Here is a 16,086-nt window from a genome sequence, read left to right on the forward strand (position 1 = left end):
TGACACGCAATAAGACACAGAATCATACAGTTGATTATTTTAATCATTGAATTTAATCGGTGTTACTTTACGATATCAGTATTGTTCTAAGAGAAATATTTTTATCATCGTTGTTCGAAATGGACTCTGTATGTTAATTTGTTCACCGATTATTGGATATTTGAGTAATCAAAGGGATTGTAGCAATGAGTGACATTACACCCGGCGAGTTGATCCCAGCAGACAAGCCAGTTGAGATTAATGCTGACCGTGAGACGACATCAGTCACTGTTGAGAACACCGGTGACCGACCATCGCAGGTCGGCTCACATTTTCATTTCTTTGAGACGAATCCAGCACTTTCATTCGATCGAAAAAGCGCATATGGAATGCGACTCGATATCCCAGCGGGAACTGCCATTCGATTTGAACCTGGCTGTGAGAAAGATGTCGATCTTGTTGCGATTGGAGGTGACCGAATCGTCAAAGGAATGGGTGGGTTGGTCAATGGTGAACTTGATGCTGATGAAACACGCGAGCAGGCGTTTGAGCGGGCGAGAAATGCAGATTACATGGAGGAACAGTGAGTCGAAAACTCTCTCGAGAGGCATACACTGACCTTTTTGGCGCAACTGAAGGTGATCGACTACGACTTGGTGATACTAATTTACTCGCCAAGATTGAGAAGGACCACGGGACATATGGTGATGAAGCAGTGTTTGGTGGTGGCAAGACGATGCGGGATGGCATGGGAATGCAGTCGGGAACGACGCAAGCGGAGGGGGCACTTGATTGGGTTTTCAGCAATGCTGTCATCATTGATCCCATTCTAGGAATTCAAAAGGGTGATATCGGCGTTCGTGATGGCAAAATTGCCGGTATTGGCAAGGCTGGTAATCCCGATACAATGGATGGCGTCGATGATGAACTTGTTATTGGACCAAGCACAGACACTGCACCAGCGGATGGGCTTATTGCAACACCAGGAGGGCTCGATATACATATTCATTTTAATAGTAAAGAGTTGTTCGAGCATGCGCTAGCAAGTGGCGTGACAACAATGTTCGGTGGTGGCTATGGTGGGGGTGCAACTACCTGTACGACTGGACCAGAGAATATTAAACGATTCCTGCAGGCTGCTGAAGAGTATCCAGTAAATGTTGGCTTCTACGCGAAAGGTAACTCAAGCGGTCCTGATCCGATTATCGAGCAGATCGAGGCTGGTGCATGTGGATTGAAACTTCACGAAGATTGGGGGTCAACACCTGATGTTATCGATACCGCCCTTACCGTTGCTGATGAAGAAGACGTCCAGGTGTGTATCCACACTGATACGCTCAATGAGTCAGGGTTTCTTGAAGATACCTTCGAAGCAATCGATGGGCGAACAATCCATACCTTCCACATTGAGGGAGCGGGTGGCGGTCATGCGCCGGATGTGCTCGAACTCATCGGCTACGATCATATGCTGCCATCATCGACGAATCCATCGATGCCATATACGGTCAATACATTCGATGAACATCTTGATATGGTAATGGTTTGTCATCATCTCAATCCGGACGTGCCGGAGGATGTTGCGTTCGCCGAGTCCCGTATTCGATCAGAAACCATTGCTGCAGAGGATGTACTCCACGACATGGGTGCAATCAGTATGATGACTTCTGACTCACAAGCAATGGGACGGATGGCTGAGGTCATTACACGAACATGGCAGACAGCGCACAAAATGAAGTCACAGCGTGGGGCACTCCCAGTCGATACAGGGACAAACGCGGATAACGCTCGTATCAAGCGATACGTTGCAAAGTATACAATCAACCCCGCAAAGGTCGCCGGGATCAACGAGTATGTTGGTTCGTTGGAACCGGGGAAGATGGCGGATATCGTGTTATGGGAGCCAGAATTCTACGGTATTAAGCCAAAATACGTGATTAAGGGTGGTTTTCCCGTTCACAGCGAAATGGGTGAAGCAAACGGGTCATTAATGACTTGTGAGCCTGTGATGCAGCGATCTCGTATGGGTGCAGTCGGAAAGGCAAAACATGCAATAAGCACGACATTTGTCAGCAAAGCGGCCTACGAGAACGATATTGGCGATCAGATTGGGCTTGAATCACGCGTACGTCCCGTTGAGGGAACCCGTGATGTTGGGAAAAACGACATGCGACATAATGAGTACGCACCAGAGAATATCGATATTGACCCACAGACGTTCGAAGTTGCGGTTGATGGTGAACACGTGACCTGTGAACCGGCTGAAGAACTCCCACTTGCAAAGAGATATTCATTATGAAACTTTCACCGAAAGATAACGAACGACTTAAGATTTTCATGGCTGCAGAACTCGCCAAACAGCGTAAAGATCGAGGGGTGAAATTAAATCATCCAGAAACAATCGCATATATCTCTAATTGGGTCTGTGAGCGCGCCCGTGACGGAATGGATGTAGCGGAGATTCGTCAAGAGGCGACAAGTTTGCTGACTCGTGAGGATGTAATGGATGGAGTCCCAGAGATGATTGATATGGTGCAGGTTGAGCCAACATTCTCAGACGGAACAAAGCTTGTGACTGTTCATGACCCAATTCGTGGAGACACACGGGAACAGGTGGAATAATGGGGTATAGAGATGTCGCGAAAGTCGGACTTGGCGGTCCTGTCGGATCAGGAAAGACTGCGCTTGTACAGCAACTTGTCCCACGACTTGATGACGCTGGCTATGATTTGGGGGTCATCGCAAATGATATTATGACGCAGGAGGACGCGCAACGGTTACAATCATCGTTTGCCGGTCAGATTGAAAAGGATCTCATTGCCGGTGTCGAAACCGGAGCATGCCCTCATACTGGCATTCGTGAGGACCCATCGATGAATCTTGATAAGATTGATGAATTCAGTGAAAGCCATCCTGAGTTAGATGTCGTCCTGATTGAATCCGGCGGTGATAACCTTGCAGCAACATTCAATCCCGAGCTTGCGGATTATTTCATTTTTGTTATTTCAGTGGCTGAAGGTGACGATATCCCGCGGAAACGTGGACCTGGAATCACACAGGCTGATCTACTGGTCATCAATAAAACAGACCTTGCACCGCACGTCGATGTTAGTCTTGAGGTGCTTCAAGAAGATGCAATGGAAGTTCGCGGTGATAACCCCACAGCGTTCACGAATTGTAAAACCGGAGAAGGAATTGACGATATAATGGATATAATTGAACGGAGCGTCCTGTTCGCGTGAGTACCGATAGCGATCACACGCACCCAATCCCACCGGCATTCCAAGAGTATGATACACAGAAGCTACGACAATCGCCTGCATTCGGTCATGGAAAACACGGAATTGCCGACCTTGTCGTTGGTCGTGAAGATGATAAGCCAACTCGACTTCTATCAGATTTTCTCCGGGTGCCGTATCATCTTTCAGGGACGCTTGACAGCGATCCAGTTGACGAGTTGATAACAGTCTGTTTGCAGGACCCAACTGGTGCAATTACCCAAGGCGACCGTCATAGCCTCACTGTCACAGCACGTCCAGATGCACACGCACACATAACAAATCAAAGTGCGTCAAAAGTACAGACAATGAAAGCCAGTTATGCACATCTCGAGGCAACGTTGATTGCTGAATCAGGAGCATATCTTGAATATCTGCCCGAACCAACGATTCTCAATGAGGATGCTCGATGTCTGCAGACAACAACTGTTGAGATGGCTCCGGATGCAACTGTGATTGTTGGCGATGTGTTTGTCCCCGATGGGCTCTCCGCACATGAGCCATTCAGTTTCGATCATTATCACAGTCGCACCGATGCGAGGGTTGAACAGCGTCTTATCTGTGCTGATGCTGTCAATCTCCAACCTGCTCAACGTGATCCTCGTAATTTGGCAACTATTGGCGAGTATACCGTCATTGGCACTTTATATGTTTTCTCGCCGAGCGCTGATGTTGAGGCAATCGCAGAAATGGTTCATCAACGACTGACCGATCACGAGGGTGCTGCTGGTGTCTCGACCCTTCGGGATGAAGCCGGTATTACTGTGCGTGTTCTTGGTGACCGGAGTACAGATGTAACAGCCGCAATTGAGGCTGCATGGGATGAAACCCGCAGAGAATTGCTTGGTGTTGGCGCACCACTTGGAGACCGTTAATGAAGCGAATTGATGGCATTATCGGCAATGTCAATGACGACCCTGCTCTTGCCAGTGCAGTCGCCGGTCATGAGCAGGCTGACACACTAGAGACAGTCGTGCTTGATGATACTGAACGGAGACGCTCACGAATTCGTGTGACAACAGACGCGGGAACCGATTTGGGTATTCTTGTTGACCAACCAGAGCTCACTGCTGGCGATATATTGCTACTTAATACTAGTCGTGCTGTTATTGTTGCGTTTAAGCCTCGAGACGCGTTTGTCATTGACTTCTCAAGCTCGCAGGTAGCAGTCTCAACGGCATTTAAACTTGGACATCGAATCGGAAATCAACACTGGAATATCGCTATCGATAACAAAACGATTTATATCCCAGTTGAGGCTGATCACGCGATTATTGAGGAGGTACTTGGATCGTATATCCCCGATGAAGCAACAACGTATTATGAGACGGTCGACGCTAAACGGTTCCTTGAGGATGACAACAACATAAGTGCAAACGCACACAACAGCGCTGGTAATCACGAACAAACGGATCATAATATGACCGTCGATAAAGACGGGCACGATCACGAACATAATCATGACCACGATAATAAACATAATCAGACCGACTGCACCAATACGAACATAGATCACAATCATACTCACACCCATGCACAGGACAGTAGCTCTGACCCAGACTCGACATCAGCCGATTCACTCGGTGATGATACATAATGACTGATTCAAAAGCATTACTCACGGCAATGCGGTTTGCAGATTCAATGTTACCGGTCGGCACATACACCGCCTCATATGGTATCGAACAGTATCTCAACGAAGGTAGTGTTGAAACCGCCGAACAACTCGGTGATCTCATTGAAGGATACCTCCATGGTGTAATCGGTCCAGCAGAAATTGTTGCACTTGGACACGCTCATCGGGCAGCCACGACTGGTGATTGTAACGAGATGCAAGCCGCTGATGAGCGGCTTGGAGCGGCAACACTGCCGGTGGAGTTTCGGGAGAGTTCAAAAAAAGCTGGTGGAAAGCTGCTTGAGTTACTTGACGATAGCAACGATAATTTGCTTGCCGACACGGATACAGAGACTGATGGGTCAATAGTTGAATACATAGCAGATTATCAGGACGGTCGGACTGCGGGATATCTCCCAGTTGTTCTTGGGGTAGTGTGTCAGGCATCCGGTCTTGAATGCCGCGAAGCGGCATTAGTGAGTGCATATGGCACAGTCACCGGATTACTTGCGGCAGCGCAGCGACTTGGTCGGTTTGGGCATACAGCGATTCAAACGCAGCTCTCTAATTTGTTCCCGGTTATCGAAACTATCTGTACAGAATATCATGATGTTGATCTTCATGCGATATACTCATTCGCTCCACTTGTTGATGTGATGGGTATGAATCATGAACGGGCTGACCGGCGACTTTTCAGTAGTTAATAATTAGTTGATAGTGACCAGTAATTAAGTATATTTGAACATTGGTTACTTTCGCTTTGTTTGGATAAGTTATAGCTAATAGCGATGACCATCCAGGCAATTGGTTTTGAGGTCATAATTACAATACGACGAGGCAATGAAGTTATATTGAGCGAATCAATGTAACAAAATGAAAGGGGAAAAGAATCCTTCCCATGATATCATGAGAAGGAGGGGGAAATGCTGTCATGCAATCATAACCCTCAGTGATCCAATTGTTGAGGGCACTCCAGTGCAGTATCAAACCTCAACCCCGCCTGCAACTGGAGATAGCACAGGGCATCATCGGTAGGCTATTGATATATGACATATTATTTATGCATATATACAATATGAATAAATATGAATACCATCCATTTAGACCTTGTGACTTGATGAGGGATAGCAATTCTGTATCATTTACTCAGCGATTACCCTGTTATGATATGAGCTTATCACGCGATTAGGGCGCTCACACTTCGGGCTTCAGAGCACAGATATAGCTCCGAACGTCGTTTTGATCAGTTCTACGTCGTATCGAGTGCTGACCGAGATAGTCTCTCCTCCCTGCTTCAATAAGACAGTGTCGGGATCTTTTTTATCCAAGTCATCCTGTCAACCAGGCGAACAGGGTACAATAAGCAGATCATAACCGCGAGTCCTCTATCAACGGTGAATGGTAGAATGGAAGCATGTTACTACCAGCACATTCTTTTGGGGCATGAAGATATAAACCTCCCACATCGCTCCGCTTGACAGGATCTTGAAAGACGAGTCTAAAATGTAAGGCGCTCAAATAGCCAGCGTATGAGTCGTGACTGACCCGCGTTATGTGGATACACGGTTATTGTTGTACATCCTGGTCTCGGAAAAATTAGAGTATCATTAGATAATACAGATCGAAGTCTCTCAACATTGCCCCGTCGCACCACTACATCGGGATTGGACGGTCGTCCGCCATCAGCTCTGGGAGATTCAACCTGAACTGAGACAGGAAGCATCTCTGAGAGCGCAATCCGATAGTCATTAATTGCCTGTCTATACTTATCCGTCTCATTTGGATCAGCGGGATACCAAAGCGAAATATCGCTTTTATTTGCAGTAGCGATGGCTTCGGCGACGTTTACCGCTGGCGGGGGATATGGTCCACCGCCTCCCGAGAGGACGACCTGCTCTGGACGGTTATATCCAAGATTATCTACTAGAAGAACATCACATGGTGAATGACGAACAACCCAGTCGATTGGGTCGTCAAGCACTCGAGAGCGAAGCCGTAGTGGCTCATGTTCAGTTACTATTGAGTCCACTCCACGGTTATCTGCAAAATTGACGACTGCGTGTTTTGTGTCATGGCTCACGATTTCGTCGGCTTCAATATCAACATCAAATTTCGCTGAGAGTGAGTTAATCCGAGACTCATACGAGATATCTGATGAAGATTGCATTGCTATATTCTCGGTCAGAGGGGTCTGGTCTGGCACCTCCTCGAACCGAACAGTGACCACACGACCATCGTCAGGGCGAACAAGGTCGGCAGCAATACTAATCAATGACTGCTCCCGATCTGAATCGAGATTTTTCGTGAGCGCAACAAGCACTTCGCGTGGAGAATCGTCTATCATCGATTCAGTTTCTATGAGTATGTCTTCACCGACACGTCGTCGGACAGCATCTGTCGCTGCTCCCTCCCGGGATACCCGTGACCGTACATAAAGTAGATACCAGCCAATACTCCCGACAATGATCACGACCGCTCCTCCGATGGCAACTGATCCCATCTGAGTTAACAGGAGCAAACCAGTGATGGTACCGAATATCTGCATCCAGGGATAGAGTGGTGAGGTAAACTCTGGCTTGTATTCGGTACTGCCCTCACGAAATGCAATAACGGCTAGATTAATGAGCCCAAACACCAGGATTTGGAATGCGCTTGCGAGTTTGGCGATATCAAGGATTGGAACGAATGCGATCAGCACCAGTAATACTGCCCCGGTAAGTGTAATTGAGGATACAGGTGTCCCAAACCGTTCACTCACCGTCGAAAGAGACGGCGGAGCGAGTTTATCTCGGCTCATTGCGAATGGATAACGTGATGAAGAGAGAATTCCCGCATTAGCCGTTGAAATTAGCGCGAGGATGGCTGCAAGAATGACGATGATGACACCAAATTCCCCGAGTGTCGACTCCGCGGCGACCGCTACCGGCGTTACCGATCCTGCGATACTCGTCAAATCTGTTACACCAATCAATACTGTCACGATTACCACGTATAGAACGGTTGTAAATGCGAGCGAACCGAGAATACCGAGAGGAATATTGCGACCTGGCTTCTCAACTTCCTCTGCAACACTAGCAACTTTTGTGACACCTGCATATGAGACGAAGACTAATCCAGTTGCAGCCAGAAGCCCACCAATTCCATCTGCAAAGAAACTCGCATAGTTAGCCGAGGTAACTTCAGAGGCGCTCCCGGCCGCGAACCAACCAAGGGCAGCAAGCATAATGACGACAATTACAATCTGTAAACGCCCTGTTTGTTTTGCTCCAGCGATATTTATCAGTATTAATACTGCTGCGAGACCCAGCGCAACTGGCTTTAGTGGAAGATCAAATAATAAGAGTAAGTATGGAACACCGCCGACAAGGGCAAGTGCTCCCTTGAATGAGAGCGAAAACCATGTACCAACACCGGCAATAGTACCAAGTAACGGACCCATTCCTCGCTCAATATATATGTATGTTCCTCCAGCCTCCGGCATTGCAGTTGCCATCTCGGATTTTGAGAGGGCTGCCGGTACAACAAGCACACCTGCAAGCGCGTATGCAACAATCACTGCGGGACCTGCGATTTCAAGAGCAAGGGCAGGCAAGATGAAAACGCCACTCCCAATCATCGCACCGACGCTTATTGCAAGTACTGATGAAAGCCCGAGATCACGTTCAAGCTTCTTCATACATGCTCCACGACTGTCTCGGATACCACAGTCGTCACACAAAGTGGTTCATGACCAGCCTCAGCAACTGCTGAGAGCCGCTCGGGGTCGTACACAAGCACAGTGATCTGTGGGACATCGAAGTGAGCCCGGACTAGTTGTGCAATGAGGAAGTTCCGCGCATCTGATTGAGTCCCAATGATTACTGATTTTGCTGTCCCTAGTCCTGATTCGATGAGAAGTTCAATATCCGTTGGACTGCCTTGAATTACAGCGACGGTATCGGAGGTATCAGTCTCATTCACCATTGTAACGCTCTGCCCGTCCATCTGTAGCCGTTCGGCTATTGCCACTCCCGTGTGGTTGTCACCTAACACAAAATGAGTTGTTTGTGAATCCCTACACTGAGAATTATTGATAAATTGAAACATTTTGGATTACTCACGCTTCTTGATATTGAATTGATTTCACGATTCTGATCCGTGCCTGCTTTCGTGTGACGCAACGATATAAATAATCCGTTTCTAAAGACACTTCGTCATTATTATATCTTTTAATTCTTGGTTCGTCAAAATAATCAAATATATGCGACAGGGGTGATGAGCATGTCAATACGGCGAAGTGTACCTCAGTATTGAGGACAGACAATGACCTGTGGAGGTAGTATAATCAAATGTTACGATACTGTCTGCGATGATAATATATGTGGACTATCATATCATTTAACTGACCTACGCTACTGGAAGTATTGCGAGATGCTCGGTATGACTAACAGCGTACGGAGAGCGACTTCTCAAAAACAATATAAAATAGTTTCTGCTGGCTGAATTAATTCATATTTATACACTCTCAATGTGATGACGCTGGATGATCTTATTTTTGATGAAATTGGAGCTTTCTTCTTGTGCTTTTGTAAGTGTATAACAGTCTCAGCTTCGCCTATATCGAAAAGATATATCGACATATGGTTTATACTCAATATCAACACAGTAGTTGAAACTGGCTGTCTCAATGCGTACGAATCTGATGCTGATTTCCTCGCAAAGAGTTTCCCCGATCAGTCGAGTCCGAGACTCAATTTGAGCGCGTCGTCGATCTCACCCATTGTTGAGTCTTCGAGATTGCTAGCCACCGAATGTATTCGCTTCTCAACAGAGACAACTCGAATTTAATCAAGCCGCACAGAGGAGTCTTTCTCGAACGGTGAGTCCGACGCTTCCATGAGTGCCTCAAAAGGATAGTCCCGGTACGTTCCCGTCACAAGTGCGACGGTTGTGGGATTAGAGTTTCTGTTCCCAATGTTGTTCTGGACCACTACCGCAGACCGTGTTTTCCGCATTTCGTGCCCTTCGGCAGGATCGAGTCGAACGATAACGACATCACTGCGCCGAATCTCGGTATCGTTGCTCATTCATCAAGTCCCGACCCCGACCACGCCTCGTCCGAAATCCCGCCCCACTCATCGACCAAGGCGTTCCGATTGGGACCGTCATCGCGTTCGTCGTCGGTGCAGGAGTCGGTATTCCGAACCTGATTCTTCTCAACAAACTCTTCGGTCGGAAACTCTTCGTTGTCTACGCCGCGACTGTCGTTATCACCGGGACAATTCTCGGCTATGGGCTGAACGTTCTCTTCGTCCAATCGTATTCCTAAAACTCAGGAGCTTTCCAATGACTCCAGCAGATAGTCGTTCGGCTATCTGCGTTCCGGCTCGACCGACAAAGGGGAGTGTGTGACGATATAAATTCCTTCGATTGCGTGACGGCTCACGTACTCAGAGCTGGGGTTCGACTTCGTCAAAGAGGTCGGTGACGCGTCGTTCGACCTCGTTGCGGATGCGACCGACCTCAGCAGCCGACTTCCCGTCCGGGTCGTTGAGATTCCAATCGCGGCTTTCTCCAGCCCATCCTGCGGGACAGACGTCATCGGCTGAACAACCCATCGTGATGACATAGTCGCTCTCCTGGGTTTCCTCGAACGTAATCTCCCGTGGCGTCCGCCCCGAGAGATCGATTCCGACTACGCGCATAGCTCGGACGACCTCGTCGTGGACGTGGTCGGCAGGGCGTGTTCCGCCAGTGATGAGTTCGGTTGCGTCCTCGAGTCCTCGCTGTTCCACTTCTCGCTGTGCGAACGAGTAGACCATCTGCGACCGGCCTGCATTCTGCACGCAGACGAAGGCAATTCTCAGCGTTTCGGATTCTGTGCTCTCAGTCATGTATTACGTAGTTCGCGCGACGCTCCGCCTGTGTCGGCAGATCGTCGAAGAGTTCGATTACCTGCTGTTCGATTTCGGTTCTGATCGCGCGCACCTGGGTGGGGTCTTACCCAATCACGGACATTTACATACTCATGAACGTCGCCGACGCTTCCGGTCACGAGGAGAGCGGCGAGAACAGTAATTACGACCATCAAGCCCCGACACAGGATGATTTTCGCGAGTGCGCGGCTGCGGGTCGAAGGGGCGAACGGTCGAACACTGATTTGATGTGTGTGCTCATTGTGGAGTCGGTGCGGTCGGCTCGTCCGCGGTCAGACAGTGAGACTCCCGTCTGAGTTCGTCGACACAATCAATCGCGTTCCTCGCAGGGCGTTCGGGCTCGCTAAAACATCATCGCCTATCATTTCGCAGATGACTCCTCGTCGTCCGAGTCCTCATGATCGAATTCGAGTTCGCTTGCTGCCTCTTCCTCGTAGGCTGCGTCTTCTTCGTCAACGAGCCCGGGCGAATTTCAACGCCGTGCTCATGGAGGATGTCACGCATCGTCCAGCGATCGGCATCAGCAAGTCTCGCAGCATCACCGAGTGAGATCCGTTCGCGTTCGTGGAGGGGTGACCGCAGCTGCGATTCGCTCGTTTTCGTGGTCCTCGAAATATTCGCGCACGAACTCGCGCAACGCATCGCTCTTGCCTCCAAACACGCCAGCCTTGACAACACCCTCGATCAGGAAGTCGAGGTCGTCAGGATATGAGACGGTAATTCGTGGCATCTATCTATCTATCCCAGACTACGTTTTCTACTATTTATGAACTACGTCGGGACCCCACATGCATTGAGATGACCAGCCTCAACTTCCCTATATTCATACTCATAAACTGTATAATGCTATATCAAATTTCAGTTTATTAGACTCATGCAGTTTCAGAGGGTCGGCTGGCTTTGAGTCGGATTTCTGTCGATCTGCGGTGCGTTTCACTGATCAAGCAATGACGCTATATCTTAGCAGTTCGCAGGCGCTAAATCTTCGTCATCACGGATCCGGCGTCAACTGGCGAGTAACAGGAGTAGCTCACCTCGAATTTCTATCAAGCAAGTATGCCTCAACGACGTCTTCGCGAGCAAGTCATGTTTGATTCAACCTATATGCATTTTCAATCTACTACCGCCGACAGAATGGACAGAAGTCGCATTGGATGTGAGTCGAAGTTACCACCGACAGATGCAGGTTCAACAGCAATCCCCCCAGTTATCATCGTCCATCCGCTCGATTGTCGCTAGATTCGGCGTCCCATGGGGAGCTTAGTCGCTGGTGCGGTATGTGTTCGTCGGCTGAGCTTTGGGTTTCTCTAGAAGTGATGAGTAAAGTCGTCAAATATGAGGTCTGAACAGTGTATATTCATTCAATTATCGCCATATCAATTCGATTTTTTGCGGACAGCGATATCGAGACTCCGCCTTTGACCCAGTTCTTATATTGGAAATCCTGTCGTATGCTAAACGAATTATTAAATGGGTTTCAACGACTTTCTATCATAATGAGTGCTGAGGAACGTTCCGAATCCAGTGAATCAATCGCAAATCCAGTTGGTTTGATGCAACAACTCTATGACTATTGGATGTCGTTAGAACAGGGTTGGAAAGCTATGTGTCTCTCTACAGTTTTCGTTCTTGCAGTCAGCGCTGGTGCCCTGATTCCGTGGTGACGGTGGAAGCACTACGTCGCCTTGCTCCCGGACTGGGGGTTCTTTTTGCACTCGGTCTGCTTGCTCGTGGTATTACTGCAATAATTCCGATAGGAAGTCATCTCATCGTTGTTATCGGACTGGGTGTATTCATGGCTAACACACTCGGCATTCCCGATTGGGCAGTTGCTGGAGTCAAGACACACAGCCTCTGGTTGGAAGTAGGAATTATTTTGATGGGTGTCACGATTGCCTTTCAGCAGGTTGTCGATGCTGGACTACAGGTGCTTTTAATCGTTGGAGTCGCTGTCTGTGCGACCGTGCTAGTTGTTGAAGTGCTTGCACGTGAATTTTTTGATATCCCTGAGAAAATTGGCTCACTGCTTGCAGCAGGCTCAGGTATCTGTGGTGTCTCAGCAGTTGCTGCAGTTGCTGGAAGCATCAAGCCTGATCAGCAACAGATCGCGTACGCGGCTGCTACAGTCCTATTATTCGATGCTATTACACTTATTATCTATCCGACCGTCGGTCATCTTCTCGGGCTTTCCGATTTTGTCTTCGGCATCTGGGCAGGGACAACAATGTTCAGCACTGGACCGGTCACCGCCGCCGGATTTGCTTACTCGCGAAACGCGGGTGAATGGGCAGTGCTAGTCAAACTCACCCGGAACGCGTTTATCGGCGTTGTGGTCATCGGTTATGTACTTTACTACAGTCGACGCGGATCAACAGACGCAACCGTCGATCATACGTGGCGATACCTCTGGGAGAGTTTCCCGAAGTTCATTATCGGCTTTGTGGTTCTCATGATCCTCGGGAGTGCCGGAGTTCTCTCGGACACACAGATCACTGCGCTCGATAACGCGTCGAACTGGTTATTTCTCGTTGCATTCGCCGGGTTAGGACTGAGTATCGATATCGGTGAACTCCGCGAATCAGGAATCAAGCCGGTGGGTGTCGTTTCAATTAGCTTGCTTCTAGTGAGCGGTCTCACGCTGAGTGCGCTTCTCTATCTCTTTTGAGCGAAGTCGAAGGCAGGACATAGATGATATTTCTACCAACGGGCAAGGTGAGTGTCTCAACGCTCGTTTCCGAGATAGTTCTTTGACATCCTCCTACGTCTGAAGACGCGGGAATTTCAGGTTCACAGACTGTCAAGCTAACACACCGTGTGAATCGAAAAAGCTCGGAGATTCTCCATATGACGGCGCGTATGCACACACTGTAAACAGCGTGGGATTACGCCTGTTCAACCGATAAATTCGATTGGAACTATCCTTCGGGAGTGATCTGTACATCTCGGTGGCGTTGCGGGGTCGTTATTTATCTGACAACGTAGCGCTGCTTGGACATCTAAGTCTGCTGGTCGTTGGGCTTCCAGCTGTCGTGCTTAATATTGCGAACCTGTGAGTGACTGTAGAAGTGACGGTCACGGTATCGATGTATCAATGATAACGAGCTCAATAATAAGAAGACAAAATATCGGTTTTGTTCTTGGTGCTTGAGATATTTGATATGAACCACCTCATCGTCTCATGGACCGGTGGTAGCCAAGTTGCACGCAGATGATTTCTTTCGCTCACGCTTACAGTCGGTTTTTCGTTTACGCAGTTCATATGAATGAGGGCGTCAGCAAGTGGTTTCTCTCAGCGTTGCATTGCTGTGAGTTGAGTTCAGTTCGTGATTGTGAATGATTCAAATACATCTCCATCAACTGTGATGAGCCGACCATTGAGTTCTCCAGTTGGCTGAGGGTCGAATTCCGCGTGTGCTGCACGGTGTCCACGCGGTTGTGCATGGCTCCCAGGATTCACGAGTGTACATTCCTCAGATTCTATGACCGTCGGACGGTGACTGTGACCGAAAATAACGACATCAGCATCTCGCTCACGGCCGAGTAATGAAAGTGCCGTTGGTCCTCCGCGTCTCGTATGCGTCATGACAAACTGCACACCTGCGAATGTAAACTGTCGTGTTGTTGGTAATCGCTCACGAATTCCAGTATCATCATTATTACCGGCGACACCAACCAACTGAGTCGCCTCGCGTTGGAGCGCATCTAAAACGGACTCACACATGAAGTCACCTGCGTGCGCGACCATCTCTGCGTTTTGGACCGCTTCATACGTTTGCCCTGATAGTTGGTGATCATCGGTGCTGTGCGTATCGGAGATAACGGTAAGCATACCCAATCTAACTCAAATAAATATAAGAGCAACCGGTTTGATCATGTGTATCAAAATCACACATAAGGTACTTTTGGGATGCCACAGAATTATACTGGAATCATTTGAGATCAGATGCTATGACATGCAATGTGCACGCTGAGGCAAATATACCCGTTAACACAACTAGATAGACGCAGATATTGGCGTATATTGTATTCGTGTCGAAAGGAGTTTGTCATTGACGTACTACATATTCATATGGACCCGCGTATTCGGGATCACGCGCAGACGGTAATTGATCATTCAACTGATATTGACAGTGGGGACCGCGTTGTCATCGGTGCACCTGCAGCAGCCTCAGACCTTGTGATTGCACTCTATGAGGAATGTGCAAATCGAGGTGCGCATCCAGTGTCACTGCAAAATGACTCTCGGGCAACACGCGCATTCTTGCAGAATTATACCGATACTGATGATTTCGAAACGCCATCACACTTGCTTGCATTATATCAGGAAATGGATACATATATTGCTATCCGCGGTGACGAAAACGCGACCGAGACCGCTGATGTCAATCCTGAGACGAACGCTGCATATCGTCGAGCAATGCAGCCAGTGCTTCAAGAACGATTATCAAAGACATGGTGTCTGACACAGTATCCGACCACAGGCAACGCACAGTTAGCTGGAATGAGCACTGAGGCGTATGAGAACTTTGTGTGGGATGCAGTTGGATTAGACTGGAACGCCCAACGCGAGCATCAATCACAATTAGTTGATATTCTTGCTGATGCGGATGAGGTTCGGATCCAATCAGGGTCCAACACAGATGTCACGATGCGTATCGCTGGAAATACCGCGCTTAATGACTACGGTGAAAAGAATCTTCCCGGTGGTGAAGTCTTCACTGCGCCAATCAAGCATTCTGTTGAGGGTGAAGTTCATTTCGATATGCCACTGTATCGACAAGGTCGTGAAATCGAAGATGTTCGAGTGCAATTCAACGAAGGTTATGTTGAGTCCTACAGTGCTGGTCGGAATGAGACGGTTCTTGATGGAATCTTTGCGACTGATGAGGGAGCGCGGTATCTTGGTGAACTTGGTATTGGAATGAATCGTGCTATTGATCAATTTAGCTATAATATGCTTTTTGATGAAAAAATGGGTGACACAGTGCATATGGCTGTCGGGTCTGCGTATGCAGAGACAGTCGGAGAAGATAATGAGCGAAATGAAAGTGCCGAACACGTTGATATGATCGTCGACATGAGTGAAGACTCAACAATTGAAGTCGACGGTGAGATTATCCAGCGCAATGGGACGTTTATTTTCGAAGAAGAGTTTTAAACTAAGCGAAGCACCGTGCCTGTACTCATGGTGTTGAATAAGTTGTCATGAAATCAGCAGAACTGTGATTCTGTGTTTTATCAGATATTTCATATACATATATATAGAATAAATCGAGCGTTTCAAACGCTCATCATATGATGC

Annotated in this window: 15 protein-coding genes and 3 pseudogenes; 11 read left to right on the forward strand and 7 right to left on the reverse strand. The window is 48.2% G+C overall.

The annotated features are described in order from the left end of the window. Positions 1-185 precede the first annotated feature (185 nt). Genes HQRW_RS13655 through HQRW_RS13685 form a run of 7 tightly spaced genes read left to right on the forward strand, consistent with a single transcriptional unit; the run spans position 186 to position 5,573 of the window. Positions 186-566, forward strand: coding sequence for an urease subunit beta (locus tag HQRW_RS13655; RefSeq protein ID WP_014557052.1), 381 nt, complete (start codon positions 186-188; stop codon positions 564-566). Continuing rightward, positions 563-2,275, forward strand: coding sequence for an urease subunit alpha (ureC, locus tag HQRW_RS13660; RefSeq protein WP_014557053.1), 1,713 nt, complete (start codon positions 563-565; stop codon positions 2,273-2,275). Before HQRW_RS13655 ends, ureC begins: the two co-directional genes overlap by 4 nt. Beyond that, entirely contained in the window at positions 2,272-2,598 is a 327-nt protein-coding gene (locus tag HQRW_RS13665) for an urease subunit gamma (RefSeq protein ID WP_011572797.1), read from the forward strand. Before ureC ends, HQRW_RS13665 begins: the two co-directional genes overlap by 4 nt. Beyond that, positions 2,598-3,218: an urease accessory protein UreG gene (ureG, locus tag HQRW_RS13670; protein ID WP_011572798.1), complete on the forward strand. Its 621-nt coding sequence runs from the start codon at positions 2,598-2,600 to the stop codon at positions 3,216-3,218. Before HQRW_RS13665 ends, ureG begins: the two co-directional genes overlap by 1 nt. After that, positions 3,215-4,129 carry an urease accessory protein UreD gene (locus HQRW_RS13675; protein ID WP_014557054.1) on the forward strand — a complete coding sequence of 305 codons (915 nt, stop codon included), beginning with the start codon at positions 3,215-3,217 and terminating at the stop codon, positions 4,127-4,129. Before ureG ends, HQRW_RS13675 begins: the two co-directional genes overlap by 4 nt. Then, the gene (gene ureE / locus HQRW_RS13680; RefSeq protein ID WP_014557055.1) at positions 4,129-4,851 is read left to right on the forward strand and encodes an urease accessory protein UreE; all 723 of its coding nucleotides are present in this window, start codon (positions 4,129-4,131) and stop codon (positions 4,849-4,851) included. The genes HQRW_RS13675 and ureE overlap by 1 nt, the downstream gene beginning before the upstream one ends. Then, the gene (locus HQRW_RS13685) at positions 4,851-5,573 is read left to right on the forward strand and encodes an urease accessory protein UreF (RefSeq protein WP_014557056.1); all 723 of its coding nucleotides are present in this window, start codon (positions 4,851-4,853) and stop codon (positions 5,571-5,573) included. Before ureE ends, HQRW_RS13685 begins: the two co-directional genes overlap by 1 nt. A gap of 794 nt (positions 5,574-6,367) precedes the next feature. Here HQRW_RS13685 and HQRW_RS13690 read toward each other — a convergent pair. From HQRW_RS13690 to HQRW_RS13700, 3 genes and pseudogenes are all read right to left on the reverse strand, one after another. After that, positions 6,368-8,545, reverse strand: a complete 2,178-nt coding sequence (locus HQRW_RS13690; protein WP_014557057.1) for an amino acid permease — start codon at positions 8,543-8,545, stop codon at positions 6,368-6,370. Beyond that, positions 8,542-8,955 (reverse strand): NAD-binding protein, encoded by a 414-nt coding sequence (locus HQRW_RS13695; RefSeq protein ID WP_011572805.1) that lies wholly within the window; start codon positions 8,953-8,955, stop codon positions 8,542-8,544. The genes HQRW_RS13690 and HQRW_RS13695 overlap by 4 nt, the downstream gene beginning before the upstream one ends. 626 nt (positions 8,956-9,581) lie before the next feature. Next, a pseudogene (locus HQRW_RS13700) lies at positions 9,582-9,935 on the reverse strand (type II toxin-antitoxin system PemK/MazF family toxin). 47 nt (positions 9,936-9,982) lie between these two features. Between HQRW_RS13700 and HQRW_RS15260 the strand changes: the two are divergent. After that, positions 9,983-10,177: pseudogene (locus HQRW_RS15260) on the forward strand (permease); the annotation flags it as partial. 121 nt (positions 10,178-10,298) lie between these two features. Here the strand turns inward: HQRW_RS15260 and HQRW_RS13710 are convergent. The 3 genes and pseudogenes from HQRW_RS13710 to HQRW_RS17070 form a co-directional block, all read right to left on the reverse strand. Then, positions 10,299-10,742 (reverse strand): arsenate-mycothiol transferase ArsC, encoded by a 444-nt coding sequence (locus HQRW_RS13710; protein ID WP_014557059.1) that lies wholly within the window; start codon positions 10,740-10,742, stop codon positions 10,299-10,301. After that, complete coding sequence (locus HQRW_RS13715; protein WP_049892178.1) at positions 10,739-10,936, reverse strand: hypothetical protein; 198 nt, start codon at positions 10,934-10,936, stop codon at positions 10,739-10,741. The genes HQRW_RS13710 and HQRW_RS13715 overlap by 4 nt, the downstream gene beginning before the upstream one ends. 209 nt (positions 10,937-11,145) lie before the next feature. Next, positions 11,146-11,514 (reverse strand): annotated as a pseudogene (locus tag HQRW_RS17070) (UPF0175 family protein). A 766-nt stretch (positions 11,515-12,280) separates the two neighbouring features. Here HQRW_RS17070 and HQRW_RS15970 point away from each other — a divergent pair. Together HQRW_RS15970 and HQRW_RS13730 are read left to right on the forward strand one after the other, a co-directional pair. Continuing rightward, complete coding sequence (locus HQRW_RS15970; RefSeq protein ID WP_158298149.1) at positions 12,281-12,448, forward strand: hypothetical protein; 168 nt, start codon at positions 12,281-12,283, stop codon at positions 12,446-12,448. Beyond that, positions 12,442-13,449: a YeiH family protein gene (locus HQRW_RS13730; protein ID WP_014557061.1), complete on the forward strand. Its 1,008-nt coding sequence runs from the start codon at positions 12,442-12,444 to the stop codon at positions 13,447-13,449. Before HQRW_RS15970 ends, HQRW_RS13730 begins: the two co-directional genes overlap by 7 nt. A 651-nt stretch (positions 13,450-14,100) precedes the next feature. On the opposite strand, the gene HQRW_RS13735 is transcribed toward HQRW_RS13730, so the two are convergent. Then, positions 14,101-14,613, reverse strand: coding sequence for a metallophosphoesterase (locus HQRW_RS13735; protein WP_014557062.1), 513 nt, complete (start codon positions 14,611-14,613; stop codon positions 14,101-14,103). Positions 14,614-14,853: 240 nt separating this feature from the next. Here HQRW_RS13735 and HQRW_RS13740 point away from each other — a divergent pair, with 240 nt between their 5' ends. Next, entirely contained in the window at positions 14,854-15,942 is a 1,089-nt protein-coding gene (locus tag HQRW_RS13740) for an aminopeptidase (RefSeq protein WP_011572810.1), read from the forward strand. Positions 15,943-16,086: the final 144 nt, after the last annotated feature.

Origin of the sequence: Haloquadratum walsbyi C23, assembly GCF_000237865.1 — an archaeon.
GTDB classification, from domain to species: Archaea; Halobacteriota; Halobacteria; order Halobacteriales; family Haloferacaceae; genus Haloquadratum; species Haloquadratum walsbyi.

Bases quoted from the DNA above. Each gene is read 5' to 3' on its own strand.
- HQRW_RS13710 (WP_014557059.1), bottom strand. From the start codon at position 10,742: ATGACTGAGAGCACAGAATCCGAAACGCTGAGAATTGCCTTCGTCTGC.
- HQRW_RS13715 (WP_049892178.1), bottom strand. From the start codon at position 10,936: ATGGTCGTAATTACTGTTCTCGCCGCTCTCCTCGTGACCGGAAGCGTC.
- HQRW_RS13690 (WP_014557057.1), bottom strand. From the start codon at position 8,545: ATGAAGAAGCTTGAACGTGATCTCGGGCTTTCATCAGTACTTGCAATA.
- HQRW_RS13740 (WP_011572810.1), top strand. From the start codon at position 14,854: ATGGACCCGCGTATTCGGGATCACGCGCAGACGGTAATTGATCATTCA.
- HQRW_RS13695 (WP_011572805.1), bottom strand. From the start codon at position 8,955: ATGTTTCAATTTATCAATAATTCTCAGTGTAGGGATTCACAAACAACT.
- HQRW_RS15970 (WP_158298149.1), top strand. From the start codon at position 12,281: ATGAGTGCTGAGGAACGTTCCGAATCCAGTGAATCAATCGCAAATCCA.
- ureE (WP_014557055.1), top strand. From the start codon at position 4,129: ATGAAGCGAATTGATGGCATTATCGGCAATGTCAATGACGACCCTGCT.
- HQRW_RS13685 (WP_014557056.1), top strand. From the start codon at position 4,851: ATGACTGATTCAAAAGCATTACTCACGGCAATGCGGTTTGCAGATTCA.
- HQRW_RS13665 (WP_011572797.1), top strand. From the start codon at position 2,272: ATGAAACTTTCACCGAAAGATAACGAACGACTTAAGATTTTCATGGCT.
- HQRW_RS13735 (WP_014557062.1), bottom strand. From the start codon at position 14,613: ATGCTTACCGTTATCTCCGATACGCACAGCACCGATGATCACCAACTA.
- HQRW_RS13655 (WP_014557052.1), top strand. From the start codon at position 186: ATGAGTGACATTACACCCGGCGAGTTGATCCCAGCAGACAAGCCAGTT.
- ureG (WP_011572798.1), top strand. From the start codon at position 2,598: ATGGGGTATAGAGATGTCGCGAAAGTCGGACTTGGCGGTCCTGTCGGA.